The sequence below is a fragment of the Corynebacterium sp. genome (assembly GCF_052107835.1).
Classification (GTDB): domain Bacteria; phylum Actinomycetota; class Actinomycetes; order Mycobacteriales; family Mycobacteriaceae; genus Corynebacterium.
Genome location: NZ_JBQEDF010000016.1, coordinates 26,217 through 52,028, shown reverse-complemented (window position 1 = coordinate 52,028; position 25,812 = coordinate 26,217). Strand labels below are relative to the sequence as shown.

Sequence of the window (25,812 nt, the reverse complement as noted above, 5' to 3'; positions counted from 1 at the left end):
GCCTGCGCTATGCATAAGCGGCGAATCTATCCCGTGCGGTCGCCGTCGACGTCCTGTACAACTCTTTGCACGAGGTCATAGGTACATCGTAGGTACAGGGAGTGGAAACTGATGGAGAACGACAACTGGATCGCCGACCTAACCGCGCACAGCGACGATGCCCTGCCGGCCGAGGTCGACGTCATCGTCGTCGGTGCTGGGTCAGGTGGCTGCACGACTGCGGGAAGGCTCGCCGCCGACACTGATCTGCAGGTGCTGCTGCTGGAGGCCGGCACCGCCCTGCCCTCTGAAGGAACGCAGACCCCGGGCTCCGCGTTCTTCTCGCTCACCCCTGATGTGCTCGATCCCAATCCAACCGTCCCGCAGCCCCACGTGGGCAGCCGGGTGATGACCGTGCCGACCGGACGCGGGTTGGGTGGCGGCAGCACGGTCAACCTGTTCGCCTGGTTCCGGGGTCACCCGCACGACTACGAGACCTGGGGCCGCGCCGGGGCCACCGGCTGGGGATGGGAGGACGTTGAACCGTTTTTCCGGCGGATCGAATCCCACGCCGGAAGCACTGCCGGGGACAACCCCGAGAAGCGCGGGGTCACCGGGCCGATGAAGGTGCGGACCGCACCTGACCTGGAACTGGGGCAGGCCGCGTTTATTGCCGCCGCGCAGCAGGCAGGCATCCCGGTGACCAATGACCTCAACGGGCGGCAGCCGCTGGGTGCCGGCCTGATTGACGCGACCATCAGTGACGGCGTCCGGCACAGCGTCCTGGACGGGTACCTCAGGCCCGCGAGTGCCGCCGACAATCTGCAGATCAGGCTCAATGCCGAGGTGGCCACGGTCGATCTCACGGACGGTCGCGCCACCGGGGTTGTGCTGGCGGACGGCCGACACGTTCGTGCCCGTACGTCCGTCGTCCTCAGCGCGGGCGCGGTCCGCACGCCGGGCATCCTGATGCGGTCAGGCATCGGACCGGCACCGCAGCTGCGCACTGCAGGAATCGACACCGCCGTCGACCTTCCCGGCGTCGGCCAGAATCTCCATGACCACCCGATGGTTATCCCGGTCTGGCCGATCACGTCGGGCCGCACCCTGCTGGACATGAACGACGGCCCCGCCACCAACGCTTACCGTGCGCTGCGCCGCGGTCCGTTGGGCAATCTCCCGACCACGGGCGCCGTCCTCCCGGGAGCCAGCGGATCGAACCTGCCGGAAATTCAGGCCCTGGTGTACCTTCTCGGGATCGGCGGGGACATGACTCCGTTGGAGGATCCCGCTATCAGTGTCACCGTGGCACTTCTGTCCCCACAGAGCCGAGGTTCGGTCCGCCTCGACCCGGACGATCCTCTCGGCGAGCTGGTCGTCGATCCCGGGTACCTGTCTGATCCGGACGACCTCCCGCGGTTGCGCGCGGGTCTGCGCCGGATCCGGGAGATCATGGAGGAACCGCGATGCGTGAGATCAGCGGTACACCACTCCTCCCGGACCCCGACCTGGATGACGAGGGCCTGGACAAGTGGATCGTCGACAATCTGCAGACGCAGTGGCACCCCGTCGGAACCTGCCGCATGGGCACGGACAGCGATGCCGTCGTTGATCCACGGCTCGGGGTGCGCGGAGTCTCCGGTCTGTTGATTGCCGATGCCAGCGTCATCCCGCAGATCACGTCCGGGAACACGCAGGCCCCGACCATCATGATCGCGGAACGCGCGGCGGATTTCCTGGAGGACGCGTTGCGCTGAGGATTGGCGTGGATCTGGCGCTGATGTTGCCTCGCCAGTCAGTGCGACCCCCTAGGCTGACGCCCATGAGCGGAGTTCGAGTTCTCGAGATCACCCCTGATAGCGACGAAGCCACTCTTGCTGCAGCAACCGACTTATTTGTCGCCTACCGCCACTTTTATGAGCGGCAAGGGGATGACGAGGCATCTCGCCGGTTCTTTCGGCGCCGTGTTGAGGATCCCGCTGCACGGCAGTGGGTTGCGACCATCGACGACATATCTGGTGCGGAGGATTCTCGGGTGGTGGGAATGGTGCAGATCTACCCGGTGTACTCCTCGTTGGATCTGCATTATGACTGGGATCTCAATGACCTGTACGTGGACCCGGACGCCCGTGGAACCGGCGCGGGACGGGCGTTAACCGAAGCGGTGCTTGAGAGCGCTGAGGCCAGTGGTGCCAGTGCTGTTCACCTCGAAACCCACGAAGACAACGCCGGGGCACGACGTCTCTACGAGACCACCGGATTCACCTTGTCCGGGCAGGGCGATGAGTTTCTCGAGTACACCCGCACGCTTGGCTGACGTCGTTGCTGGCGGCGGTGCCCTGACCATCGAGGCGGTCGCCCACGAGGAGTGACGACCCGCATCCTTGTACCCGAAATCTTCATGCCCTTGGGCCCGTTCTCCTGCCGGAAGCGTGCCCCAGGGCATGAAGATTCTGCGCTCGGAGCGGGACCAGTCATTTCCATTCCTGGTGGATTTATTTTGCGGGGGCGTAACAGTTAGCGTCCTTATGGGGTTCGGACGGGGTAGAACGTCTGAAGCAAACTCCAAGGAAGTGAGAATGTTGCCGCGTACGAATGCACCCGGTACGAAGACCAGAAAAACGTTCGCCAAGACCGCCAGTGCGGTGGCCGCTGTTGCCCTCGGGGTGGGTACGGCCGGAACAGCGGGGGCACAGGAGCCGCCGGCGCCGGGCACCTCGCTACCTGTCTTCCAGATACCGGCGAGTGTGCCGGTGGTCGGACCGGACGGTGAAATTGAATCGCATCATCAAGGGGTGTGGCTGTCCCCGACCGGTACGCCCGGTGAGGTGACCTTCGGGGCCGGAGTGGATCCGAACTCCACAGTCTGCGAGGACGCCGAATTGTCCAATGTGCTAATTGACTACCGCAACCTCGAGACTGGCGACGGCGGCAGGTTCAACCAGATTGACCCGTGTGCAGACCCCGCTGAAACGGAGATCGTCAACACCGGTCCAGGAAAGTTGGCACTGGAGATCTCTCTGTTCAACGAGGATTTCGGTCCAGACGTGGGACGGTCAGGCCACGGTCTCGTCACCGTCCCGTGATGCTGAGAGGAAAGACCATGAGTAACCGTTCGACACCCGCAACCCTCACGCGGAGACTGACCCGTGGTTTCGCCGCCGCAGCGTTCGCTGTGGTGGTCGGGGCGACTGGCACTGCTGCGGCCCAGGACGCCCCGGATACTCCGGATACCCCTGAACTCCCCGACCCTCAGCCGATTACCAGTAACCCGGTGTTGTCCACCGGGGATGCTGGACCAGGACCATTCACCTACCAGACCTTCAGCGCGCAGACAGTCAGTCCCGGCGTGACCCGGGTGACCCTCGACGAGTTCTGCAATCTGCTCAATCCCGATCTCTGTGAGGAGGACTACGCGCAGGGAGGGAAGATCTCCTGGATAAACACGTCCACCGGAAAGTCCGGTGAAGGCGAGATCCTCGCCGGTGACTCCAAGCCTGGTAGTTCCATCGACCTTGAGACCGGTTCCGGTCCGGTGGTACTGACCATCTCTTCTCCGAGCGACTCGGAGGATGCAGGTCCACCTATCATGGTCAAAAGCGGCGGCCTGATCCACGTCGGATAGGCGCCCCGGGGGTCGCGGTCACAACTTGCAGCGTTTTCCCTCCTCGGGCAGCTCCAAATCCACCAGGTAGTTGGCCGTGACGTCATTGACGCATGGACTGATTCCGGCCTGGAAGACAGTGTGGCGTTCACCCTCGACCTCCAGCAATGAACCGCCGACGGAGTCGGCGAGACTCTCTCCGGCCTCGAACGGTGTGGCGGGGTCCCCGGTGACGGAAATGACCAGGGATTCGGTGGGTGTCTCCACGTCCTGGGAATGCGGGTACTCCAGCGACGGCTCGCTGGGCCATGCTTCGCAGGCGTCGCGGGTCACTCCCTCGACAGGACGGCCCGGATCCATGTAGGGGCTCGCTTCGAAGGTGTCCCGCCTCAGCTGCTCTTCCTCCTCAGGGGTGCGCCGGTTCTCATCGTTGCAGTTGGTGGCGAGGTTCGCCTCGGTCTGGTTGTTCCAGTCTCCGGACGGTGCGCGGGTCCCGAAGGCGTCACCCAGGGCAATCAATTGGTCGCCGCGACGGTCGTCCTTCAGTTGCTTGATCCCCTCGATCACGGCGGGCCACTGCTCGGAGTAGTAGAGCGCTGCAGTCACGGCTCCGGTCGCCTGGTTGAACCCCAGTTCACGCCCGTCCCCGGCGGGCACCGGTTCGTCGATGAGCGGACGGACCAGATCCTGGAACTCCTCCGTCGCCCGGCCGGGGTCGTCGCCCAGCGGGCAGTCCCCTCCGTCCGCACACGACTCAGCCATCAGGTCGAAGGAACGCTGGAAGCCGGCGTGGAGCTCGCGACGCCGCTCGGCAGTGTCGAGGCGGGGGTCGAGGGCGCCATCCAGGACCATCGCCCGGACATTGTTGCCGAACATTTCGGCGTAGACCGCACCGAGCCGGGTGCCGTAGCTCTGGCCGGCGAAGGTCAGCTTGTCGTCACCGAGGACGTCGCGGAGGATATCCAGGTCACGCGCGACATTTCGGGTCCCGACGGCGCCGAGGACGTCCTCGCCGCCGGAGTGCTCCGCGCAGCGGTCCTTGAGCCGTTCGGTGTCCCGGGCGCCCCACTCCCCGGTGGATCCGATCAGGGTGGTCTGGTTGTCATTGGCGTCCTGCTCCTCGTTGGTGAAGCACTTGATTGCCGGTTCGGACGTCCCGACCCCGCGCGGGTCGAAGCCGACGACGTCGAACCGCTCAAGCACTTCGGAGTCCTTCAGGCCTGCCGCGGCGATCGCCGTCTGCACCGTGCCGGGGCCACCGGGGCCGCCAGGGTTGAGCACCAGAGACCCGATCCGGTCCTCCGGGGCACCCTTGGCGGGTAGCCGCATGACGCCGATCTGCATGGATTTTCCGCCGGGATCGTCGTAATCGAGCGGGACCTCGAACGAACCGCATTCGAAGGGGTCGACGAAGTAGTCCTCCTCGACATCCGAGGGAGCCTGACCCTCGCAGGACCCGAAGTTGATCTCCTGACTGTGGAACTGGTCGATAGCGTCGTCGGGCGAACTGGTCCCGCTGGTTCCGCCGGTTTCACCGGAGCCGGACCCGGAGCACGCGGTCAGGGCGACGAGGGCCACGGCAGTTACCGCGGCTGCGACGTGGTGTCGTGTGGTGGTGGGCATGTCTCTCCTCAAGTGTGATTTCCGCTGGATCCGCGGCGAACAAACCCATCCCACGCTATGCCGCTGCGTCACAGTCAAGGGCAGAATGAAAAGTGCTACGGTCGGCGACGTGACCGCCATGTCGTGGAGTACCCGTGAGCTGGCTGAAATGGCCGGCACCACCTTGCGCGCCGTCCGCCACTACCACAGCATCGGGCTCCTGCCGGATCCGCCGCGCTCCCCGAACGGGTACAAGGCGTACGGCGTTCAGCACCTGCTCCGGGTGCTTCGGATCCGACGGCTCGTTGACGTGGGCTTCAGCCTCGCCGAGATCGCGAGTTTTCCCGACGACGGCATCGACCTCGCCGACGAGCTCCGTCGGCTGGACACGGAGGTGGCCGAGAAGATCGAGGAGCTGCGGAGCACCCGTGCGAACATTGCGGCGTTGCTCTCCGACACCTCGGACCCACTTCGGGTCGCCGACGTTGAGGCGAGGGTACTTGGCCCGTCGGCGGACCATCTGACGGAAGCGGACCGGTCGTACCTTCTGGCCATGAGCCGGGTGGTGTCACCGGAGATCATGGAACAGTGGACGGCGATGGTCGAGTCCACGGCCGGTGACGAGACCCTCGCTGATTTCGACCGCCTGCCGGAAGACGCCGATGAGTCCGCCAGGGAGGACATGGCCCGCCGGTTGGCCGCGCACCTGAAGAAGATCCAGGATGAGCACCCCGGGCTACGGGACGTCACGGCAGGCGCTCCCCTGGGTGCCGACTCGACCTTGCGTACCGTCGCGCTGGCCAAAGGGCAGCTCTACAACGAAGCGCAGGCGGACGTCCTGGAACGCGTAGGGAAGGCAGTCACCGGCTACTGAGAACCGTCGTCTACTCCACTGGCCGCGACGGGGCGGACGATACATCGGTGCGTCCTTCCCGCAGGTACTCGACCACCGCGTCATCGACGGCGGCGTTCCCTACACCGACCTGGGCGTGGCCGGGGCCGTCAACAGTGATCACGTGACTTCCCATCGCCTCGGCCAATGGCTGGTGGGTGTCGTACACGGTGGATGGGTCCCCGGTGCCCTGGATCTGCAGCGGCTGGACGTCCAGTTCGTCGCCGTTGAACTCAGTCCTGGGTGCATCCGGCTCCATCCCCGAGCACAGCAGCCCGGACATCGCCATGTCGCCCGGAGCCGCCCACGTGTCGCCGACCGCGGAGTTCCAGATCGCCCCGGGGATGCGGGTCGGGTCGGCGGGAACCTGGTTCTCGTTGCAGACGAGCATGGCCTGCATGTCGCTGCGGATCTGGTCATCCGGGTTCTCCTGTACTGCCTCCTGCAGTTCGTCCCCGGAGGGCATCTCCGCCGTTCCATTGAGTAGCTCAGCGAGGTCGCCCCAGAGGTGGGGCTGGGTCAGCATCACCTGGGTCAGGTGCAGCGTCGGTGACGCCGCCTGGTTCGACCCGGGGTGCTCGACCATGCGGAAGAGGTTCTCGATCCGCGCCCGCGGCTCGCCGGTCGCCGTCAGGACGTCCGCCGCGGGCTGGCCGGCCCACTGCAGTCCGGGCGGAAGGTCGCCGACCTGGGCTGGCGGCGGAACCATGGTCGGGTTGGTGCCGGACTCGGCGACGATCCTTCGTGACCATGCCTGGTAGACCTCGAGCGGCGTGTCCCCCAAACCGTAGGTGTCATTGTTGTCCGCCGCCCAGGAGGTGAAGTCGTGGAGGGCGCCCATGTTGCCCCCGACCTGGTCATCCATGATTCCCGCCCACCTCCGGTCACTGTCGAAGCCGGAGTCGAGGACGAGTCGGTCGGTGCGTCCGGGGTGGTTGGTCGCGTAGGTGGAGCTGATCTGTGTGCCGTAACTGAGCCCGAGGATCGATATCCGCTCCTCGCCGAGAGCGGCGCGGACCGACTCCCAGTCCTCCGCGGTCTCCCAGGTGTTCACCGAGTCGGTGTACCCGGGCGTCCCCATCTCGCAGGCTTCTTTGAGGTAGCCGGCGGGCTCGAGCTGCTGGCGGACGGGGTCCCATCCCTCCGGTTCGTGGTCGCAGTCCACGGGCGTGGAGCCTGTGAGCCCGCGGGGTTGGACGGCGACCATGTCCCACTCTTCGCGCAGTTCGTCCGGCCATTGCAGGCCGTCCTCACCGTCGTAGCCGAAGAACCCGTAGCCGTCACCGCCCGGGCCACCGGGGTTGCCGAACAGGGTGCCGCGTCTGGCATCGGGGTTGGACGCGGGCACCCGCACGAAGCCGATGGAGATTGTGTCCCCGTCGGGGTCGCCGTGGTGCTCGGGGACATCGATGCGCCCGCATTCGGCGTTGTTCGCGGTCACCTGTTCCGGGCAGTCCTCCCAGGTGATGTCGCGGGACGGTTCGTCGGCGGCAGCCACCGGAGGGCTGACCAGGGTGGCGGTGACAACGGTGGCGGCGAGGAGGGAAGTTCTGTTGGTGCGTAGCCGGTGGATCATGGGAGTCCTGTCTTCGGGCTGGTCTGCACGTTAACCGCACCAGCGGGCGTGGCCGTCACCGTGTGGTACGACGACGGGCTGGTTATGGACATCCGGCCACTTCTGTACATATCCTTGGTTACCGAATGCTCGGTCGAAGGCGAACCAGATGTATCCGCGGTCGTTTCGCGTTGCGCATTTGACTTCAATGAGATCGCCCGGGGGTATCTCCCCCGTAGTGGGATACTCGGTTCCGGGGGCGGCACGCATGTTCATCGGCGCTGTCACCCGGTAGGTGTAGGTGTCCTGCATCCGCTCTGCGGTAGGCGAATCGGATGCGGCTTTCGCCTCGGACTCGGCAGGATCGGCGCCGGCGGTTTCTCCGACGCCGAGGGTAAGCGCAGTTACCGCGGCGAGTCCGGTGGTGGTGACGGACAATCGGCGTAGTAGTTGGTGGTCATGGAGACGTGGCACTGTTCTCTCCTTGTCCAGTGGTGAGTCCGGATGGTGGTGATTGGTGGTGGTTCGCGTCCCGTGCGACGCGCCGGTGGTCCGACGCGCCGCCGGGGGCCGGGTCGACCTGTTGGTTAGGTAAACAGGTTGACGAGGATCTCGACGGACCCGGTGACGGTCTCACTGGCGAGTCCAACGAAGTCACGGAGGGCCGTGGCGATCGAGTCGATCATGGGGATCATCCTTTCGGGATAGGCGGCGTCACGGATTTCGGTACGCCCACCTAGTGCGACCGAGTGGCCGCCGACACCTGTTAACGTTCGTTGGCCAATCCGTTCTGGTTACGGCGACTCGGGCGTGCATCATTCCAGCGCAGGAAACTCCCGACTTATCTATTCAACGTGAAATAAATACAGGCATTGGAACTGGTTGACAAATCAATCTTACGGAGAATGCCCCCCGGGGATTAAGGAAAAATTCACCGACTGTAACGCAGTCGGAATTTCAGTGGTTCTACTGTGTACGACTATGTGAATCTACGACGACGGAAGTGAGAATGTTGAACAATACGCAACACCCCCACGTGAGGCGTCCACGGAAAATTGTTTGTCGCGCCATGGTGGCAATTGCCACGGTAACGATCAGTACGGGTGCGGTGGCAACCGCAGGTGCCGATGAGGCGCCGCCGGTTCACGAGCCGATCCCTGTCTACCAGATCCCGGCCTCAACCATCGGTTTCTCGAGCTTCTTCCCGGGACCAGTGTTATCGACGGTGACAGCAACCCCCACAGGAGCGCCCGGGGAAGTGACCTTTGCTGCTCCGGCGGATGAAGGCGCCTGCGCCACCACGTTCCATGCCGCCGATGTGGTCATCGATTACCACAATGCGGAGACGAAGGAGACTGGGACTGTCGCGGTCAACCCATGCGCCAACAGCGACGTCGTCAGTGGAGATTCGCCGGCGTCTCAGACGGTCAGAACCGACCCCGGATTGGTGACCCTGAAGGTGTCGATCGCCAATGCACACTCCGAACTCGATGCGGTGTGGCCTCGCCTGCCGGGCAGTGGATTCGTCACAGTCGACGGTTAATCTCTCTCAGAATCCCCGAAATCCAGCAGCACCTTCATTTCCCTACCGCCAGATTCCAGAAAGGAACCATCATGGATCTCCCCATTGACGAAATCGCGGACGATATCGGCCGCTACCAGATCGTCCTGGCGATCGCGAGCGCAACCGTGGCCACCCCATTCGTCCTGATCGGAGACCTCATCGGTAATCTGGTCGACCAGATCCCGTTCGTCCAGCGGTAGTTCGTCCCGCCGTAGCACCGGCACGACCCAATAGGTTCACCCCGATCACGGGCCGCCCGGGACGCGTTGTCCGGTGACTACTCTCGGCGGGCATGAGTCCACGTCCTGACAAGAAGAACCCGCAGTCGCTGTCCTTCGGGACGCAGTCCGTCCACGCCGGCAATGCCGTTGACCAGGGGACCGGAGCCATCCGCATCCCCATCGTCACCGCGAACTCCTATGCGTTGCCTGACGACCCGTCCTCGTTGGACTGGTCGGGGACGGAGGTGCCGCTGTACACGCGCAATTCCGGTGTGAACCAGTTGGCACTGCAGCGCAAGCTGGCGGCACTGGAGCGCGGAGAGGACGCCGCCGTGCTGGGCAGTGGCGTTGCCGCGCTGCACAGCGTGTTCTTCACGTTCCTGCGAGCTGGCGACCATGTTGTGGTCGCCGATGTCACCTACGAGGCCACCTGGCGTTTGTTCACCGAACTGCTGCCGGACAAGTACGACATCCGGGCCACCTTCGTCGACGCGTCCGACCTGGACGCCGTGCGGGAAGCGGTGCAGGACGACACCCGCCTGATCCACGTCGAGACCATCGGGAACCCCACCACGAAGGTCACCGACATCGCCGCCGTCGCGGACATCGCGCACCAGGGTGGCGCACTGTTGACCGTGGATTCGACGTTCACCCCTCCGCCGCTGTACCGGCCGCTCGAGGACGGGGCGGATCTGGTGGTCCACTCCCTGTCGAAGTTCATCAACGGCCACGGCGACGCGATCGGTGGTGCGGTGGTCGGCAGCGCGGAACTGGTCGGGCGCATCAAGTCCGAGGCTGTCGTGGACGTCGGGGGTGTCCTCTCGCCGTTCAACGCCTGGCTGATCCAGCGCGGTTCGGTGACCCTGCCGCTGCGGTTGCGCCAGCACCTGGAGTCGGCGCAGCAGGTGGCGAAAGCCCTCGACGCTGATCCGCGGATCGCCTACGTGGCGTACCCGGGCCTGGAGTCGCACCCCCAGCACGGGCTCGCCCGCCGTCAGTTCGGCGGTCGGGGCTTCGGCGCGGTGCTGGCCTTCGCCGTCAACGGCGACCGGGACGCGCAGAACAGGTTCGTCGCCGCGCTGAAGGTGATCACCTCGGCAGTGTCGGTGGGCCACGATGAGTCGCTGATCGTGCACGTCGGGACGGAGGGTCCCCGGGTGGCGGCCTATCCGGAGCCGTTCAGGACCTACGGCCATCTCCGCCTGTCCGTCGGGCTCGAGGATGCCGGTGATCTGGTGGACGACCTGCTGGCCGCGCTCGACGAGACCGTGCCATCGCAGTCGTAGCGGCCGTAGCGGCGGGCTAGCGTCACGGATCCAGCCGATCCTTGGCACGGAATCCGCGGATCGGAGATGACTTCCGCCCGACTACCTCAGGAACTTCGCGAGCTGGAGCTCGTTGCCGTTGAAGGTGTTCATGTCCACCGGCCCATTGATCCCCGGCACTGATCCGCTGCTGCTGTACTGGTGGATCGTGGCGTTGGACCACCCTCCGGGGATCTGGGGGGTGTCGGTGTCGTAGTGCGCGATCCACAGCGGATGGTTGGCGAACTCGTGCGTGTCCGCCATCGCTGACTGCCAGAAGCTCGGCGAGGTGTAGATCATCGCGTCCCGCCCGGTGCGCAGCTTCACCACGTTGAGGTATTCGCGGACCCAGTCCTGCAGTTGCTCGGGCCCCAGGCCGCCCGTCTCCTCGATGTCGAGGACCGGCGGGAGGGTGGGGAAGTGGCTGGCGATCGAGACATTCGCGAAGAAGTTGGCCTGTGCAGCGGCGGAACCGGGGGCGGTGCTGGGCTGGGCGTAGTGGTAGGAGCCGACGGACATGCCCATGTACTTCGGGACGTTCGCGTCCGCGATGTAGGTCGGGTTGACGTAGTCGGTGCCTTCGGTGGCCTTGACGTAGGCGAACTGCTGGCCGGACACGGAGGTCTCGATCCAGCTGATCGGCCCGGTCTTGTTCTGGTGGCTGGAGACGTCGACCCCTGGGACGCCGTTGGCGGCGGGGGAGACGAAGGTGGTGATCGTGGCGGTGGCGAGCAGGGTGGCGAGTACTTTTCTGGAGCGCATGGTCCCTCTTGTGTATCAGTGGCTGTGTAACTGTGGCTGCGATGGGTGCGTCAGCTTCGTGATCGCGTACAGGCTACAACACAAGGGACGGTCGCATGGCCGGTCCTCTGAAAAACCCGGGGAGTACCGTGTTCCCTCAGTTCGTCGTGGTCGACCCACGCTCAGCGAGGAGCCCCGTCAGGCACAGCGTCAGGGTGCGGGTGATGATGACGGTGAACCTCTTCGCCGCGGTACTGCTGTCTCTGCTGCTGACCGACAGTCTCGCCAGGAATGAGCACGGTCGCATTGTCACGGTGTCCTCCGCATCCCACGCCCAGGGCGGGAGACCGTTCCTCGACGACATTGAGCTGAAGGACCACCCGTACCTTCCCTGATGGCGGGGACCCGGCGCTGACGCCGCCGGACGCTACGCTGCGGAATCCTGCGTTGCGTAGCGCGGATGGTCCAGCTTCCACGTGACCACGGAGGCGATCGTCGACATCAGGGCGATCGCGGCCAGCGAGTTGTGGGTCCCGATGGTGTGGAACACGGCGCCGCCACTGATGATGCCGCCCAGGAAGCCGGCGTAGGTGACGAACTGCGACACCCAGACCCACTTACGGTCCCCGAAGAGGTGCAGGGCGAAACCCTGCCCCATCTTCACCAGCGTCCCGGTGACGTAGGACAGTGGCATCTGCACCTGGTTGCGGTGGCTGACGGCCGTGTTGAGCGCTCCCAGGCCGAAGGCGAGGGAGAGGATCGGGATCACGCCGAGCGACTCGTTCGACCGGTTGGCGATCAGGTCGATGATGAAGGCCACGTAGGTTGCGCCCACAGTCACCAGGGTGGCGCCGTGGCGGGACTTGCTCCACAGGCGCAGGCGGGCGAAGGTGCCGGCCATCACGCCGAGGATGAAGGCCGCGATGGTGGCCAGGGCGCTGAACGCCAGGATATGTTCTCCCTGGTAGTGCTCCAGGACCATCAGCTCGGTGTTGCCGGTCATGAAGGTGACGTACCAGCCGGAGGAGTGTGACCAGGCGGCGGCGCCGACTGCTCCGGCGAGGGCGGCGAGCAGGATGCCGAGCAGCATTTCGCGGCGGTCATGGTAGGGGCCGAGGGCCGGGTGGGACGGGGGAAGGATATCGGGCAAGCGCATGGGAGAGCACCTCCGTGTGGGGTTCGGGGGCTTGATCGGGGATCAATCGGGGTCGATCGGGAGGGGATGACGAGGTGAGGGGCTTGAAACGTGAGAGGTCGCGATTTTATCCGAGCCTCGGGTGAATCGCATTACATAGTGGTCACTACAGGTGGGTCGGAGACATGCGGTAACCGGTATTCATCCGCTCCGAATGAAACCAACCGCGACAGAATTCCCCTCTGACCGGTAATTCTTCAGGGAACAACGCCACCACCCTGAAGGAGACACCATGTTCAGCCGCCGAGTCCGCCGAGTCCGCCGAGTCCGCACCGCCGCCGTAGCCGCGTCCGTCGCGTCGGCCCTCGTACTTACCGCCTGTGTGAATGATTCTGGGGGCGACGGGGACGGCGGCGACGCCGGGCCGATCAGGATCGGCACCACGGACGCTGGCCAGACCCAGTGGCAGGTCTTCCAGCAGAAGGCCGAGGAGGAGGGCATCGATATCGATGTGGAGAACTTCTCCGAGTACGACATCGTCAACCGCTCCCTGCTCGAGGGGGAGTTGGACGCGAACCAGTACCAGCACATCCAGTACCTCGCGAACTACCTCAACGAGGCCGACGCCGGGGAAGGGGACGCCGAGGACAGCATCGTCCCGATCGCGTCGACGGTGATCGTCCCCCTTGGCGTCTACTACAAGGACGGTGACTCGGTCGACGACGTCGCCGGGGCGGGGGAGGTCGCCATCCCGAGTGACCAGACCAACCAGGGACGCGCCATCAACGTCCTGGCACAGGCGGACCTCGTCACCCTGAGGGACCCCGACGTGCTCATCCCCACCCCGGCCGACATCGACGAGGGGAAGTCGAGGGTCTCCGTGACTCCGGTGGATGCGTCGGCGACCGCCACCGCCTACGAGGACGGGACCCCGGCGATCATCAACGACAACTACCTGGAATCGCCCGGGCTCACCCCGGACGACGCCGTCGCGAAGGACGACCCGTCCGATCCCGCGGCGAAGCCGTACATCAATGTCTGGGCGACGACCGGCGACCGGAAGGACGACGAGGACCTGGGGACGCTCGTCGAGATCTGGCGGTCCGACGAGGTCCAGGCGGAGGTCGAGAAGAACAGCAACGGCAGTGCGATCGCCGTCGACGAGGACCCGGAGGAGTTGCAGAAGGTGCTGGACGAGACCCGCGAGAAGCTGGGTGAACAGGAGTAGCTACTGCTGTCCGGGGTTCTGTCCCAGGCCGAACCTGCTGGCCGTGGAGCCGATCCACCGGTCGAGGAACTCGTGGCCGAAGGCGGTGAGTTCGGGTCCGAGTTGGCCGAAGATCTCTGCACTGATCGTGCCGACAAGTCCGGACCAGGCGAGCACTGCATCGGCGGCCAGTGCTTCCGCGTCGCGGGGAAGGTCGATGCCCAGTTCCCCGGTCCCGGTCTCGAGCTCCCGGGCGAGCCCGGGGGAGACCGGCGGGGAATCCCCGGTGACGGATCCGCGCGCGAGGATGCCGAGCATGAGGGCCATGACGCGGGTGCCGGCGGCAGTGGTGTCGTCCGGCAGTGCCGCGTAGCCGGGGACCGGGGTGCCGTAGAGGAGCGCCCAGCGTGCGGGGTTCGCGACCGCCCAGTCACGGACGCTGTGGGACAGGACGCCGAGGTCGGACGCTGCGTTCGTCCCGGTGCCGGAGGTTGCGTCCGGCGGGCTGGCGAGTGAGGCCTCGACCCGGTCGGCGAGTTCGGTGTAGGCGTCGACGACCAGGAGGGTCAGGAGCTCGTCGCGGCTGCTGACGTGCCGGTAGACGGCGGAGGACGCGACCCCGAGCCCGCGGGCGATCTCGCGGAAGGACAGTCCCGCGGCACCGTGGGTGGCGAGCTGTTCACGTCCGAGCCGGAGGATTCCCTCACGCATTTCGGCGCGGGCCTGGGCGTGTGTGCGGCGGGCGGGGCTCATGGTGCACCAGTTTTCCACGGCAGGGTGCCGCCCGCCAAAAAAGTGAGCAGTGCTCTTGACCGGTTGCGTGCACCGGCGTAGCGTCCATTATGAAACAGAGAGCAGCGCTCACTAAATAAGGGAGAACGACATGAGGTACATCATCACCGGGGCCGGGCAGATCGGCACCCAGCTGGCCCTCGACCTGGTCGCGGACGGCCACGACGTCACCGTGGTCCGGCGTGGGGACCACTCACCGGAGGGAACGGTCCTGCTGCGCGGGGATGCCGGGGACCGCGACCTGCTGCGGCGGGCGGTGGGGGACAACACCGCCGCCATCTTCCACTGCATCCACTCCTCCTACGACGCCGGTGCCTGGCGCCGGGATCTCCCGCACCGCGAGCAGGCGGTGATGGACATCGCCGCCGAGGCCGGCATCCCCGTGATCTTCCCCGAGTCCGTCTACGCCTTCGGGACGCAGGCGAGGGATCTACGCGAGCCCTTCATTCCCGCACCGGCGTCCCCGCTCGGTGAGGTCAGGGCCGAACTCCTGGCGGCCCGGAAGGCGCACCCCGCACGCACGGTCTCCGTGGTCGCCGCCGACCTCATCGGCCCGACCGCGGAACCGGGGACCGCCGTCTACCTGCTGCTGAACATGGGGCCGGCCTCGCGTGGAAAGACGGTGTGGGCGCTCGGCGACCCGGATGCGCCCCGGTCGATCACCGACATCCGCGACCTCACGCGAACCATGGTCGGGGCCGCCGGGCGTGCCGTGTCGCCCGGGGCCGACGGTGACACCGTCCTCACCGCCGAATCCCTGCCGCCGAGATCGCAACGCCGGATCGCTGCAGAGACAGCGCGCGAGGCCGGGGCACGTGCGCCCCGGGTCGTGCGGGTTCCGTGGTGGGTCCTGCGCGTTGCGGGACTGTTCGACCCGACGATGCGGGAACTCCGGAACCAGCGGTACCTCTGGGATGCCCCGGCGGTCATCGGCTGATGCTCCGCCGACGGCTGCAGGTACGGGAGAACCCCCGCTGCCCACGGTGTCCGGGGACACTGCGGGCGGCGGGGGTTGTCCGGGTACTGCGTGGTCCGGCGTGGGTTCGCGTCAGGCCACGTCAGCGCACGTCAGCACGAGTCAGGTCGTGCTGGCGGAACGTCCTGGAGACTAGGACAGGGAACCGGCGACGGCGTCGACGAGTCCGGTGATGCCGTCCTGGACGAGTCCGACGACGGTGGAGAAGAATTCGGCGATGGTGTCGATCATGATGATCATCCTTTCGGGTAGAACGTGGCGTCGGGGGTTCCCGGCGCGCCACACACACTAACCGACGACCGTGACCAATCCGTTACATTCCGCCGCGCGGCCACCCCCGCCGACGGGGAACGAACACATATTTTTCCACGTCGAAACGTTCAGGTTCGGGGGTACCATGGGGCCATGAGTCACCGTCCGACGCCCTCGTTCCCCATCGACACCGAACGGCTCAACCTCCGCCTCTACCGCGACGGCGACGACGTCTGGATGCACGCGATCTACGCGCAGCCGGACGTGGTCCGCTACCTCCTCGACGAACCGTGGAACGAGGCCTTCGCCCTCAACCGGCTCGCGGACCGCCTGGCGAAAACCGACCTGGACGGGGACCTGGGCACCCTCGCCCTGGTCATCGAACGGGACGGGACGCCCATCGGCGACATCATGATCTGGCTGTCCGACCAGACCGGGCGCGCCGCGGAGATCGGCTGGGTGCTCGACCCCGCGTACGGCGGGAAGGGGTACGCGGCCGAAGCCGTCCGGAGGGTCCTCGACCTGGGCTTCGGTGAGTACGGACTGCACCGGATCGTGGCGCAGATGGACGCCCGCAACACCGCCTCGGCGAAGCTCGCCGGCAGACTCGGACTGCGCCAGGAGGCGCACTTCCTGCAGAACTGGTGGAGCAAGGGGCAGTGGACGGACACCCTGGTATTCGCCGCACTCGGCAGTGAATGGGGAGGGGACACCGCCCCCGGCGTCTCAGGGTAGGTAATCAGGGTGGAAGTTCAGGGTCTTCCCTGATGTGCCCCCGGTGCCCCGGGCCATAACCTCAATTCCTGACAAGGGGAGACCCAGTCTCCCGAGACACCAGGCCGGCAGGATTCGTCGACCCCACGGCGTTTCTCCTCCCTTCGGAGGAGGTGCTGCAGGCCGAAGACGTTCTAGGATTGATCCATGACCAGCCAACCGTCCTTCAGCCCTCCCGCCCCCACCGCCACCCCGGCCGCCCGTGCGTTCCACCTGACCAAGGTCTACGGTTCGGGCGACGCGGAGGTCGTGGCCCTCAACAACGTCAGCGTGGACTTCACCAGCGGTGAGTTCACCGCCATCATGGGCCCGTCCGGGTCCGGCAAATCCACCCTGATGCACTGCATGGCCGGACTCGACACCCCGAGCGACGGAGCCGCCTACCTCGGCGAGACCGACATCTCCCAGCTCGGTGACAAGGCCCTGACAAAGCTGCGCCGTGACCGGCTCGGCTTCATCTTCCAGTCCTTCAACCTGGTGCCCACGCTCACGGCGGCGGAGAACATCACCCTGCCCACCGACGTCGCCGGCGACAACGTGGACAAGGCCTGGTTCGCCGAGATCACCGAACGTCTCGGCCTCACCGACCGGCTGGGCCACCGTCCGTCCGAACTCTCCGGCGGTCAGCAGCAGCGTGTGGCGTGCGCCCGCGCCCTGGTGGCCCGCCCCGAGATCATCGTCGGCGACGAGCCCACCGGCAACCTCGACTCCAACTCCAGTGCCGGGGTGCTGGACATCCTGCGCACCGCCGTCGACCGCGACGGGCAGACGGTGGTCATCGTCACCCATGACCCGAAGGCGGCGTCCTACGCCGACCGGGTCGTGTTCCTGGCGGACGGCGGCATCGTCGAGGACCTGCGCAACCCGGATGTCGAGCAGATCCTCGCCACCATGACCGGTATCGAAGGGCTGTGAGGACGGTGAGGACCACAGCTGCCGCAACCATGCGCCGCATATCCCTGCGCAACCTCGGTGCCCACAAGGTCCGGCTCGTCCTGACCGTCCTGGCCGTTGTCCTCGGGACGGCGTTCATCGCCGGGGCGCTGATGTTCACCGCCTCGCTGCAGAAGACCTTCGATACACTGACCGAATCCACCACGAAGGGCATCGACGTCGTCGTCGGCCCGGAGGATCCCCGTTCCCCGCTGCCCCTGTCACTCGGTCAGGAGATCGCCGAGAACCCGCAGGTCGACGCGGTGAACGACACAAGTCAGGCCAATGTCGTCGTCGCCACGCAGGACGACTCGGGCGGGACCGAGACCCTGCAGACCGGCGGTGCCCCCGCCTTCGTCATGGCCTGGTACCCGCCGGAGGATGTCGCCGGTCCGGCATCGACCATCGCCGACGGGGCGGCCCCGTCCGGGGAGGACGAGGTGGTGGTGAACTCCACCGCCGCCGAGGAGCACGACTTGTCTGTCGGCCAGGATCTCATCGTCGTCGACGATTCCGGCCGGCACGAGGTCGCCATCTCCGGCATCTACGACGTGGACATCGACGGTGGCGGATTCCTCGGACTGTCCATGGATGGCGCGTCCTACACCGATCTCTTCACCGACGGTGAAACCACCAACCAGTTCTCGCTGACCGCCACCGACGGCACCAGCCAGGAGGAACTCGCGACCTCCCTGGCAACCCAGTTGCGCGACGCCGGGCACACGGGCACCGAGATCCAGACCGGTGAGGAGTTCGCCGACGAACAGGCCGGGGAGATCGACCAGGCCCTGAGCTTCATCAACTACTTCCTCATCGCCTTCGGCCTGATCGCCCTGGTCGTCGGTACGTTCATCATCGCCAACACCTTCTCGATGATCGTCGCCCAGCGGATGCGGGAGTTCGCGCTGCTGCGGTCCCTGGGGGTCTCCTCCCGGCAGATCACCGTCTCCGTGGTCTTCGAGGCCATCGTCGTGGGCATCATCGGTTCGGCCCTCGGCGTGCTCGCCGGCATCGGGCTGACCCACGGGATCTACGCCGTGATCGGTTCCACCGGGGCCGGCCTGCCGAACACCGGGGTCCAGGTCACGGTCAGTTCCGTGGTGATCCCGCTGGTCCTCGGGGCGATCGTCACGGTGGTCTCCGCCTGGGCGCCGGCCCGCCGCGCCGGGTCGGTGCGTCCGGTCGAGGCGATGCGCTCCGGCGACCAGTCGTCGTCCTCCCCGCTGAAGGGGCGGACCATCACCGGTGTGGCGATGTTCGCCACCGGCGCGGTGCTCGCCGGTGCCGGCGTGGTGATGGACGGCAGTGACACCGGACCCAGGGCGACACTGGTCGGGGTCGGGGCGCTCGGCGTCATCATCGGGACGTTCCTGCTGTCCCCGGCGCTGTCGCGCCCGGTGGTCCGTGCGATCGGCGGGCTGATCGGCCTGCCGTTCGGACCGGTGGGACGGCTGGCCGCCACGAACTCGGGACGCAACCCGCGGCGCACCGCCACCACCGCCTTCGCCCTGACCCTGGGTGTGGCCCTCGTGGCCTGCATCGGGATGCTGGGTGCGTCGATGAAGGCGTCCGTCTCCGGGATGATCGGAGACACGGTGACCTCGGACTACGCCCTGACCGGGCCGTCCAGCGGAGCCTTCCCCGTCCCGCAGAGCGCCCTGGACACCGTGCGGGACACCGACGGCGTGGCCGAATCCTCCGGCTACGGCTACGTGCCCGTGAACGTCGGTGGCGTCGGGGCGGACGCACCGGACGCCCAGGACGGGCAGGATCCGGCCGCGCAGTCGGTCGGTACCGGGGTATTCGACGGTGACCCGCGGGTCTCCGGCGGCATCGAGGCGGTCGAGGGAGACATCTCTCTGAGCTCGCCGGGCGTCATCGTCGACGACGAGGTGGCCGCCGAGAACGGCTGGTCGGTCGGGGAGAGTCTCCCGCTGAGCGTTCCGGTCCCCGACGGTCCAGCGCGCGAGGTCGGCGAGGTCACGCTGCAGGGAACCTACGAGCCCCACGACCTCTTCGGCGAGCAGATCGTATCCTGGTCGGCGCTGGAGCCACTGGCGTCGTCCATCGGCGCCGGAAACTCTATGAACCTGTTCAGCATCTTCGTCAACGGCGACGACTCGGTGTCGGACGACACCCTGCGCAGCAACCTCGAGGACGCCACCAGCGACTACATCGTGGTGCAGGTCCTGACCCCCGAGGAGTTCGCCGGTGAGCAGGCGGTGGTGATCGACCAGATGCTCAACGTGCTCTACGCACTGCTGGCGCTGGCCGTGATCGTGGCGGTGCTGGGCATCATCAACACGCTGGCCCTCAACGTGATCGAACGGAGGCAGGAGATCGGGATGCTGCGTGCGGTGGGCACACTGCGCGGGCAGGTCCGGCGGATGATCACGCTGGAGGCCGTGCAGATCGCCCTGTACGGTGCGCTGGTCGGTGTGGTTGTCGGCCTCGGTCTGGGCTGGGCGTTCCTGCAGGTCATGGCCGGCGAGGGGATCACCGAGACCGCCGTGCAGTGGGGGCAGGTCGTCGGCATGGTCGGCGTCTCCGGTGTCGTCGGTGTCGTGGCCGCGGCGTGGCCGGCGGTGAAGGCGTCCCGGACGAAACCCCTGGAGGCGATCGCGGACTGAGGGCGGGTCCCCACCCGGGAAGCGGGAAATCCCACCGTTTCCCGGTGACGCGATTCCTAGTGACCTGGAGTTTCATGGACGACGCTGCCGAGGGAACGGTCGGACTCCGGCACCATCGATGGCGGGTCAGGGGACGGAGTACTAAAGTTTCTCCGGACCATGTATCCATAAGTCCTGTATGTAGGCGGGCGGCCGTCACACACTGGCCGTCCGCCAACCGGAAAGAGAGCCCGCTGTGGCTACGACAACCTCTCCCGATTCCCCCTCCCGCACACCCCTGCGGGAACTCACCCTGCGGGCGGTGATCCTCGGTGGCCTGATCACCCTGGTGTTCACCGCCGCGAACGTCTACCTGGGACTGAAGGTCGGACTGACCTTCGCCACGTCCATCCCCGCCGCCGTGATCTCCATGGCGATCCTCCGCAGGTTCGCCCACCACTCCATCACCGAGAACAACATCGTCCAGACGATCGCCTCGGCCGCCGGCACCCTGTCGGCGATCATCTTCGTGCTTCCCGGGCTGATCATGATCGGCTGGTGGACCGGCTTCCCCTACTGGACGACCATGCTGGTCTGCCTCATCGGCGGAGTCCTCGGCGTGATGTACTCCATCCCGCTGCGCCGCGCGCTGGTCACCAACAACACCGGGAACGACGCGGACAAGGGGGACGGCAAGGCCGCGAGGAAATCCGAAGACCTGCCCTTCCCCGAGGGTGTCGCGGCCGCCGAGGTGCTCAAGGTCGGCGACGGCGACGCCAAGGACCGCGACAACCGGGACGGCCTGATGGCCATCGTGGTCGGCGGACTCGCCTCTGCCGGGATGGCCCTGCTCACCGCATTCAAGGTGACCGCCGGGGAACTCGCGACCACCTTCAAGGTCGGGGCGGGCGGCACCATGGTCGGTTCCAGCCTGTCTCTCGCCCTGATCGGCGTCGGTCACCTGGTCGGTCCCATGGTCGGCATCGCGATGATCGTGGGCCTTGTCATCTCCTTCGGCGTCCTGCTCCCGGTGTTCACCAGCGGTGACCTGCCCGGTACCGGCGACATCTCCGAGATCGTGGACTCCACGTTCTCCGGCGACGTCCGCTTCGTCGGCGCCGGTGCAATGGCCATCGCCGCGATCTGGACGCTGATCAAGATCATCGGCCCGGTGGTGCGGGGCATCACCGCGTCGCTGGCGGCGTCCCGCGCCCGCAAGGAGGGCCGCGAGATCACGCTGACCGAGCGCGACATCCCGGTCAGCATCGTGGTGACCTCCATCATCGTGCTGATGGTGCCGATCGGCGGACTGCTGTGGTCCTTCCTGTCCGATACGGGCGTGAGCCACCACACCACCTCGCTGATCATCTTCAGCATCCTCTTCGTGCTGATCCTGGGTCTGGTCATTGCCGCGGTGTGCGGTTACATGGCCGGACTGATCGGGTCGTCCAACAGCCCGATCTCCGGCGTCGGCGTGATCGTGGTCCTGCTGGCCGCTCTGCTGATCAAGCTTGTCACCGGCAACGACGACGGTGGTGACCCGATGGCCCTGGTGGCGTACACCCTGTTCACGGCCGCGGTCATCTTCGGCGTGGCCACGATCTCGAACGACAACCTCCAGGACCTCAAGACCGGCCAGCTGGTCGGCGCCACCCCGTGGAAGCAGCAGACCGCGCTGATCATCGGCGTGATCTTCGGCTCGCTGATCATCCCGCCGGTGATGGGCCTGATGGCCGAGGCCTTCGGCTTCGTCGGCGCCCCCGGTGCCGGGCCGGACGCCCTGGCCGCCCCGCAGGCTGGTCTGCTGTCGTCGGTCGCCGAGGGGATCTTCGGCGACTCGCTGGACTGGGGGCTCATCGGCCTCGGCGCGCTGATCGGTGTCGGCATCATCCTGGTGGACGAGGCGCTGCGTTTCCGTTCCGGCGGACGTTTCGCCCTGCCGCCCCTGGCGGTCGGCATGGGCATGTACCTGCCGATTTCGCTCACGCTGATCATTCCGCTGGGTGCGTTCGCCGGCTGGTTCTACAACCGGTGGGCGGACAAGCGCGGCCACCCGGAGTCGGCCAAGCGGCTCGGTGTGCTCGGTGCTACCGGGCTGATCGTCGGCGAGAGTCTGTTCGGCGTGCTCAATGCGGGCATCATCGCAGGTACCGGCGATTCCGAGGCGCTCGGGTTCATGCCCGCGGGGTGGGCCGGGGCGTCCCAGTGGGTCGGTGCGCTGGTGTTCGTCGGGATCATCCTGGGGCTGTACCGGTGGGTGCAGGCCAGGTCGGTGCGGACGGCCGCCGCGAAGGACGCCGACGGGGTGCCGGACCGGTCAGATAGTTGATGCGTCACTGATGTAGGCTCGGTGAGGTCGTTGTATTCCCTCACTTCCTTAAGGAGCCCCTCATGACCAGCATCGGAATCATCGCCGGATCCACCCGCCCCGGAGCCCTCAACCCCCAGGTCGTCGCCTGGGTCAAGGCGCAGCTCGACGAGGCGGGGGTGGACAACACGGTCGTCAACTTCGGTGACTACGACCTCCCGGTCCTGGACGAGCCGATCCCCGGCGGCGCCCACCAGTACGCCAACGACCACACCAAGGCCTGGGGTGCCGCCCTGGAGCCCTTCGACGGCTACATCGTGGTCACCCCGGAGTACAACCACAGCGTGCCCGGCCCGCTGAAGAACGCCATCGACTTCGTCGGATCCGAGTTCGCCAATAAGCCGATCGCCTTCGCGTCCTACGGGGCGGACAAGGGCGTGCGCGCCATCGAGGCGTGGCGTGTGACCTTCGCGAACTTCGGTGCGGTGACCGTCCGCGACACCGCCTCCTTCTCTCTGTTCACCGATTTCACCGACGGTGAGTTCACCCCGCAGGACGTCTCCAGCGGAACCTTCCCGTCCCTGCTGAAGACCCTGCTGGCGTGGTCCGAGGGATTCAAGGGCATCCGGGAGAATCTCGCGAAGTAAGTTACACTCACGGGGAACATTTCCGAGAAGAAAGTGTGTCCTGTGAGAAATCTCCGTTTCACCCACTGTCGTACAAGGTCCGTGGCCGCCGCCCTCGCGGTCTCGGCCGCACTGGTGGTGACGGCGTGCTCCCCGGACGATGGGTCGGACGCGACGTCCGGCACCGCAACACCCGTCTCCTCCGAATCGGCCCCCGCGACCACCGGGGAGCAGGACGCGCTGCCGACGGCCGCGGACCTGGCCGTGATCCTGGACCGCGCGGTGGATCCGCAGGTCCCGACCGGGGAGAAGGTCGACACCGTCGAGGACGGTGAGCAGGCCGCTGAACTGTTCGAGGTGATGACCACCTCGAAGCAGGAGTCCGGGGCGGAGTTCGAGGTCGTCGACCCCGTCCTGCCCGGCGACACGCCCGAGATCGCCCTGGCCACGATGAACCTGACCCTGCCCGGGGAGGATCCGAACGTGGTGGAGAACGTCGAGTTCGTGGAGCAGGACGAGCAGTGGAAACTGTCGCGGCAGTGGGCGTGCACCCTGGTGGAGAACGTCGCCCCGGACCGGATTCCCCCGCTGTGCGGCGGTGATCCCGGGGCAGGGGATGCCGAAGCCCCCGAGGGAGCCCCCGCACCGCAGGACGCCCCCGCACCCGAGGGCGAGCCCGCCCCGGAGCCTGCCCCCGAACCCGAGGCGGCACCCGAACCCGCGCCGGCCCCGCCGCCCGCCCCTGCCGGTGATCCCGCGATCCACGCCGCACTTGTCGGCGCCGGTGTTGACCCGGGCACCGCTGACCAGCTGGCCGCGGATCCGGCGGCGACCGTCGCCGCCGCTGAGCGGATGGGCATCGACCGCGCGACGGCCGACCAGTTCGCGTCCAACCCCCAGGGCGCGGTCGATGCCCTGCGTGCCGCCGGCGTCGACCCGGTCACCGCGGCCCCGATGCTCGCCGCTCAGCTGTAGGTCCTGCCCCTAGAACGCGACAACGCCGACGATCGCGGCATTGAGCATATTCGTCAGGAACCCTCCCAGCAGGGCGAACGGCCCCATCTTGGCCACGTCCGCCCGGCGTTCCGGGGCCAAGCCTCCGATCGCACCGATCTGGATCGCGATGGAGCTCAGGTTCGCGAAGCCGGCCAGCGCGAAGGTCGACAGCATCACCGACTTCGGGTCGAGGTCGTCCACCACCTCGCTGAAGGAGGTGAAGCCCACGAACTCGTTGATGATCGTCTTCTCCGCGATGAAGCTGCCGACCTGCATGGCGTCGTGCCACGGCACGCCGATCAGCCAGGCCAGCGGGCCGAAGATGATGCCGAAAAGGCCCTCCAGCGACCAGTTGTCCTGGCCGAACCAGCCGCCGACGCCGCCCAGGATCGCGGACAGCATCGCGATGATCGCGATGAAGGCGATCAGCAGGCAACCGATGGTCACGGCGATCTTCCCGCCGGACATCGCCCCCTTGCCGATCGCGTCGATGATGTTCTTCGACTCGGTGTCGCGCACCTCCTTGACGGTGGCGTCCACCTGGGATTTCTCGGTCTCCGGCATCAGCCCCTTGGCCACCAGCAGCGAGCCGGGCGCGTTCATGATGGACGCGGCGAGCAGGAACTCCAGCGGTGCGCCGAGCAAGGCATAGCCCAGCAGGGTGGAGCCCGCCACTGAGGCGAAGCCGCCGGTCATGCAGGTGAACAGCTCGGATTTCGTGAGCTTCGGCAGGTACGGGGAGATCACCAGCGGTGCCTCGGCCTGGCCCAGGAAGATCACCGTGGAGGCGAACACGGACTCCACCTTCGACGTCCCCATCAGGTAGTTGATGGCCGAGCCGAGGTAGTGGACGATGTACTGGATCACGCGGAGGTAGTACAGGGCGGCGATGATCGCGCCGAGCACGATGATCACCGGTAGCACGTTGAAGGCGAAGACGAAGTCCCCGTCCTCCATCCCGAACAGGTCGCCGAAGACGAAGGACGTGCCCTCGTTCGTGAACTCGGAGAGTTTCTCCACCCCCTCCGAGACGTTGACCAGCACCTGGAAGCCCACGTCCCACTTCAGGACCAGCAGCGCGAACGCGACCTGGAGGGCCAGCCCCACACCCAGGGTGCGCCAGCGGATCTGCCGGCGGGCACGGGAGACAAGGAAGATGATTCCGGCGATCACCAGGATCCCGAGGACCCCCTGGAGGCGGTCCATCACAGATCACCGGGTCCGAAGGAGTGCGGGAGGATCTCGTCGAAGGGGTAGGACGCGGTGTCGCCTGAACCGGCCGCAGTCTCGACGATGACCCGCTCGCAGCCGAATTCGTGGAGGACCTGGCGGCACGCACCACAGGGGAAACAGGGCGCGGCCTTCAACCCGGTGATCGCGACGGCGAGGATGTGCGGCGTGGCCGGTGCGTCCTGCGGACTGTCCTGCCCGGCGATCATGCGGGTCACGGCGGTGCGTTCGGCGCAGATACCCAGGCCGTAGGACGCGTTCTCCACGTTGCAGCCGGTCACCACCCGTCCGTCGTCGAGGAGGAGAGCGGCGCCGACCGGGAAGCCGGAGTACGGGGCGTAGGCACGGTGGGCTGCATCGCGCGACTGGGAGAGGAGGCCGGCGTCGGAGATGCCGGAGGTGTCGGGGACCGGATCCTGCATGGCAGCACATCCTTGGGGTTGTGGAGAACCACCATCGGTCGTTGACGGTGGATTTCCCGGTGATCATAATGAGTCCGGTAGGTTCCGGCA

At 66.6% G+C, this 25,812-nt stretch carries 23 protein-coding genes and 1 pseudogene; 17 read left to right on the top strand and 7 right to left on the bottom strand.

Annotation, left to right across the window (positions count from 1 at the left end):
• The first annotated feature begins 111 nt into the window (after positions 1-111).
• The 4 genes and pseudogenes from ACTIL2_RS06225 to ACTIL2_RS06210 all read left to right on the top strand — a co-directional run bounded on the left by ACTIL2_RS06225 (position 112) and on the right by ACTIL2_RS06210 (position 3,604).
• Positions 112-1,736: pseudogene (locus tag ACTIL2_RS06225) on the top strand (GMC family oxidoreductase).
• A gap of 65 nt (positions 1,737-1,801) precedes the next feature.
• The gene (locus ACTIL2_RS06220; RefSeq protein ID WP_442336581.1) at positions 1,802-2,296 is read left to right on the top strand and encodes a GNAT family N-acetyltransferase; all 495 of its coding nucleotides are present in this window, start codon (positions 1,802-1,804) and stop codon (positions 2,294-2,296) included.
• 127 nt (positions 2,297-2,423) lie between these two features.
• Positions 2,424-3,065: a hypothetical protein gene (locus ACTIL2_RS06215; RefSeq protein WP_442336580.1), complete on the top strand. Its 642-nt coding sequence runs from the start codon at positions 2,424-2,426 to the stop codon at positions 3,063-3,065.
• Positions 3,066-3,082: 17 nt separating this feature from the next.
• A complete protein-coding gene (locus tag ACTIL2_RS06210; protein WP_442336579.1) occupies positions 3,083-3,604 on the top strand; it encodes a hypothetical protein in 522 nt (173 codons plus the stop codon).
• Between the two features lie 18 nt (positions 3,605-3,622).
• On the opposite strand, the gene ACTIL2_RS06205 is transcribed toward ACTIL2_RS06210, so the two are convergent.
• Entirely contained in the window at positions 3,623-5,206 is a 1,584-nt protein-coding gene (locus ACTIL2_RS06205) for an alpha/beta fold hydrolase (RefSeq protein ID WP_442336578.1), read from the bottom strand.
• A 118-nt stretch (positions 5,207-5,324) separates the two neighbouring features.
• Here ACTIL2_RS06205 and ACTIL2_RS06200 point away from each other — a divergent pair, with 118 nt between their 5' ends.
• On the top strand, positions 5,325-6,059 hold the full coding sequence (locus ACTIL2_RS06200; protein ID WP_442336584.1) for a MerR family transcriptional regulator: 735 nt from the start codon (positions 5,325-5,327) through the stop codon (positions 6,057-6,059).
• Between the two features lie 10 nt (positions 6,060-6,069).
• Here the strand turns inward: ACTIL2_RS06200 and ACTIL2_RS06195 are convergent, their stop codons facing one another.
• Positions 6,070-7,653: an alpha/beta fold hydrolase gene (locus ACTIL2_RS06195; protein WP_442336577.1), complete on the bottom strand. Its 1,584-nt coding sequence runs from the start codon at positions 7,651-7,653 to the stop codon at positions 6,070-6,072.
• Between the two features lie 988 nt (positions 7,654-8,641).
• Between ACTIL2_RS06195 and ACTIL2_RS06190 the strand changes: the two genes are divergently transcribed.
• The 3 genes from ACTIL2_RS06190 (at position 8,642) to ACTIL2_RS06180 (ending at position 10,703) form a co-directional block, all read left to right on the top strand.
• The gene (locus ACTIL2_RS06190) at positions 8,642-9,175 is read left to right on the top strand and encodes a hypothetical protein (protein WP_442336576.1); all 534 of its coding nucleotides are present in this window, start codon (positions 8,642-8,644) and stop codon (positions 9,173-9,175) included.
• A 71-nt stretch (positions 9,176-9,246) separates the two neighbouring features.
• Positions 9,247-9,396, top strand: a complete 150-nt coding sequence (locus ACTIL2_RS06185; RefSeq protein ID WP_442336575.1) for a hypothetical protein — start codon at positions 9,247-9,249, stop codon at positions 9,394-9,396.
• Positions 9,397-9,488: 92 nt separating this feature from the next.
• On the top strand, positions 9,489-10,703 hold the full coding sequence (locus ACTIL2_RS06180) for a trans-sulfuration enzyme family protein (protein WP_442336574.1): 1,215 nt from the start codon (positions 9,489-9,491) through the stop codon (positions 10,701-10,703).
• Between the two features lie 81 nt (positions 10,704-10,784).
• Here ACTIL2_RS06180 and ACTIL2_RS06175 read toward each other — a convergent pair whose 3' ends face one another.
• Entirely contained in the window at positions 10,785-11,483 is a 699-nt protein-coding gene (locus ACTIL2_RS06175; protein WP_442336573.1) for a glycoside hydrolase family 25 protein, read from the bottom strand.
• A 203-nt stretch (positions 11,484-11,686) separates the two neighbouring features.
• Between ACTIL2_RS06175 and ACTIL2_RS06170 the strand changes: the two genes are divergently transcribed.
• A complete protein-coding gene (locus ACTIL2_RS06170) occupies positions 11,687-11,857 on the top strand; it encodes a hypothetical protein (RefSeq protein WP_442336572.1) in 171 nt (56 codons plus the stop codon).
• Positions 11,858-11,889: 32 nt separating this feature from the next.
• On the opposite strand, the gene ACTIL2_RS06165 is transcribed toward ACTIL2_RS06170, so the two are convergent.
• Positions 11,890-12,618, bottom strand: coding sequence for a YoaK family protein (locus tag ACTIL2_RS06165; RefSeq protein ID WP_442336571.1), 729 nt, complete (start codon positions 12,616-12,618; stop codon positions 11,890-11,892).
• Positions 12,619-12,979: 361 nt separating this feature from the next.
• Here ACTIL2_RS06165 and ACTIL2_RS06160 point away from each other — a divergent pair, with 361 nt between their 5' ends.
• Positions 12,980-13,825 carry a MetQ/NlpA family ABC transporter substrate-binding protein gene (locus tag ACTIL2_RS06160; protein ID WP_442336570.1) on the top strand — a complete coding sequence of 282 codons (846 nt, stop codon included), beginning with the start codon at positions 12,980-12,982 and terminating at the stop codon, positions 13,823-13,825.
• On the opposite strand, the gene ACTIL2_RS06155 is transcribed toward ACTIL2_RS06160, so the two are convergent.
• A complete protein-coding gene (locus ACTIL2_RS06155; RefSeq protein WP_442336569.1) occupies positions 13,826-14,557 on the bottom strand; it encodes a TetR/AcrR family transcriptional regulator in 732 nt (243 codons plus the stop codon).
• A gap of 130 nt (positions 14,558-14,687) precedes the next feature.
• Here ACTIL2_RS06155 and ACTIL2_RS06150 point away from each other — a divergent pair, with 130 nt between their 5' ends.
• From ACTIL2_RS06150 to ACTIL2_RS06120, 7 genes are all read left to right on the top strand, one after another.
• Positions 14,688-15,533, top strand: coding sequence for an NAD-dependent epimerase/dehydratase family protein (locus ACTIL2_RS06150; protein ID WP_442336568.1), 846 nt, complete (start codon positions 14,688-14,690; stop codon positions 15,531-15,533).
• A gap of 444 nt (positions 15,534-15,977) precedes the next feature.
• The gene (locus ACTIL2_RS06145; protein ID WP_442336567.1) at positions 15,978-16,559 is read left to right on the top strand and encodes a GNAT family N-acetyltransferase; all 582 of its coding nucleotides are present in this window, start codon (positions 15,978-15,980) and stop codon (positions 16,557-16,559) included.
• Between the two features lie 186 nt (positions 16,560-16,745).
• The gene (locus ACTIL2_RS06140) at positions 16,746-17,513 is read left to right on the top strand and encodes an ABC transporter ATP-binding protein (protein WP_442336566.1); all 768 of its coding nucleotides are present in this window, start codon (positions 16,746-16,748) and stop codon (positions 17,511-17,513) included.
• A gap of 29 nt (positions 17,514-17,542) precedes the next feature.
• Positions 17,543-20,161, top strand: a complete 2,619-nt coding sequence (locus ACTIL2_RS06135; protein ID WP_442336583.1) for an ABC transporter permease — start codon at positions 17,543-17,545, stop codon at positions 20,159-20,161.
• A gap of 235 nt (positions 20,162-20,396) precedes the next feature.
• Positions 20,397-22,469 carry an OPT family oligopeptide transporter gene (locus tag ACTIL2_RS06130; RefSeq protein ID WP_442336565.1) on the top strand — a complete coding sequence of 691 codons (2,073 nt, stop codon included), beginning with the start codon at positions 20,397-20,399 and terminating at the stop codon, positions 22,467-22,469.
• A gap of 62 nt (positions 22,470-22,531) precedes the next feature.
• The gene (locus tag ACTIL2_RS06125) at positions 22,532-23,095 is read left to right on the top strand and encodes an NADPH-dependent FMN reductase (RefSeq protein WP_442336564.1); all 564 of its coding nucleotides are present in this window, start codon (positions 22,532-22,534) and stop codon (positions 23,093-23,095) included.
• A gap of 81 nt (positions 23,096-23,176) precedes the next feature.
• The gene (locus ACTIL2_RS06120) at positions 23,177-24,049 is read left to right on the top strand and encodes a hypothetical protein (protein WP_442336563.1); all 873 of its coding nucleotides are present in this window, start codon (positions 23,177-23,179) and stop codon (positions 24,047-24,049) included.
• Between the two features lie 9 nt (positions 24,050-24,058).
• On the opposite strand, the gene ACTIL2_RS06115 is transcribed toward ACTIL2_RS06120, so the two are convergent.
• Both ACTIL2_RS06115 and ACTIL2_RS06110 read right to left on the bottom strand, forming a co-directional pair.
• Positions 24,059-25,276 (bottom strand): NupC/NupG family nucleoside CNT transporter, encoded by a 1,218-nt coding sequence (locus ACTIL2_RS06115; RefSeq protein ID WP_442336562.1) that lies wholly within the window; start codon positions 25,274-25,276, stop codon positions 24,059-24,061.
• Complete coding sequence (locus ACTIL2_RS06110; RefSeq protein ID WP_442336561.1) at positions 25,276-25,722, bottom strand: cytidine deaminase; 447 nt, start codon at positions 25,720-25,722, stop codon at positions 25,276-25,278. The genes ACTIL2_RS06115 and ACTIL2_RS06110 overlap by 1 nt, the downstream gene beginning before the upstream one ends.
• Positions 25,723-25,812: the final 90 nt, after the last annotated feature.

What these genes read in the sequence shown, in the direction of transcription:
- ACTIL2_RS06220 (WP_442336581.1), top strand. Translation starts at nt 1,802, where the DNA reads ATGAGCGGAGTTCGAGTTCTCGAGATCACCCCTGATAGCGACGAAGCC.
- ACTIL2_RS06215 (WP_442336580.1), top strand. Translation starts at nt 2,424, where the DNA reads ATGAAGATTCTGCGCTCGGAGCGGGACCAGTCATTTCCATTCCTGGTG.
- ACTIL2_RS06210 (WP_442336579.1), top strand. Translation starts at nt 3,083, where the DNA reads ATGAGTAACCGTTCGACACCCGCAACCCTCACGCGGAGACTGACCCGT.
- ACTIL2_RS06205 (WP_442336578.1), bottom strand. Translation starts at nt 5,206, where the DNA reads ATGCCCACCACCACACGACACCACGTCGCAGCCGCGGTAACTGCCGTG.
- ACTIL2_RS06200 (WP_442336584.1), top strand. Translation starts at nt 5,325, where the DNA reads ATGTCGTGGAGTACCCGTGAGCTGGCTGAAATGGCCGGCACCACCTTG.
- ACTIL2_RS06195 (WP_442336577.1), bottom strand. Translation starts at nt 7,653, where the DNA reads ATGATCCACCGGCTACGCACCAACAGAACTTCCCTCCTCGCCGCCACC.
- ACTIL2_RS06190 (WP_442336576.1), top strand. Translation starts at nt 8,642, where the DNA reads ATGTTGAACAATACGCAACACCCCCACGTGAGGCGTCCACGGAAAATT.
- ACTIL2_RS06185 (WP_442336575.1), top strand. Translation starts at nt 9,247, where the DNA reads ATGGATCTCCCCATTGACGAAATCGCGGACGATATCGGCCGCTACCAG.
- ACTIL2_RS06180 (WP_442336574.1), top strand. Translation starts at nt 9,489, where the DNA reads ATGAGTCCACGTCCTGACAAGAAGAACCCGCAGTCGCTGTCCTTCGGG.
- ACTIL2_RS06175 (WP_442336573.1), bottom strand. Translation starts at nt 11,483, where the DNA reads ATGCGCTCCAGAAAAGTACTCGCCACCCTGCTCGCCACCGCCACGATC.
- ACTIL2_RS06170 (WP_442336572.1), top strand. Translation starts at nt 11,687, where the DNA reads ATGATGACGGTGAACCTCTTCGCCGCGGTACTGCTGTCTCTGCTGCTG.
- ACTIL2_RS06165 (WP_442336571.1), bottom strand. Translation starts at nt 12,618, where the DNA reads ATGCGCTTGCCCGATATCCTTCCCCCGTCCCACCCGGCCCTCGGCCCC.
- ACTIL2_RS06155 (WP_442336569.1), bottom strand. Translation starts at nt 14,557, where the DNA reads ATGAGCCCCGCCCGCCGCACACACGCCCAGGCCCGCGCCGAAATGCGT.
- ACTIL2_RS06150 (WP_442336568.1), top strand. Translation starts at nt 14,688, where the DNA reads ATGAGGTACATCATCACCGGGGCCGGGCAGATCGGCACCCAGCTGGCC.
- ACTIL2_RS06145 (WP_442336567.1), top strand. Translation starts at nt 15,978, where the DNA reads ATGAGTCACCGTCCGACGCCCTCGTTCCCCATCGACACCGAACGGCTC.
- ACTIL2_RS06140 (WP_442336566.1), top strand. Translation starts at nt 16,746, where the DNA reads ATGACCAGCCAACCGTCCTTCAGCCCTCCCGCCCCCACCGCCACCCCG.
- ACTIL2_RS06135 (WP_442336583.1), top strand. Translation starts at nt 17,543, where the DNA reads ATGCGCCGCATATCCCTGCGCAACCTCGGTGCCCACAAGGTCCGGCTC.
- ACTIL2_RS06125 (WP_442336564.1), top strand. Translation starts at nt 22,532, where the DNA reads ATGACCAGCATCGGAATCATCGCCGGATCCACCCGCCCCGGAGCCCTC.
- ACTIL2_RS06115 (WP_442336562.1), bottom strand. Translation starts at nt 25,276, where the DNA reads ATGGACCGCCTCCAGGGGGTCCTCGGGATCCTGGTGATCGCCGGAATC.
- ACTIL2_RS06110 (WP_442336561.1), bottom strand. Translation starts at nt 25,722, where the DNA reads ATGCAGGATCCGGTCCCCGACACCTCCGGCATCTCCGACGCCGGCCTC.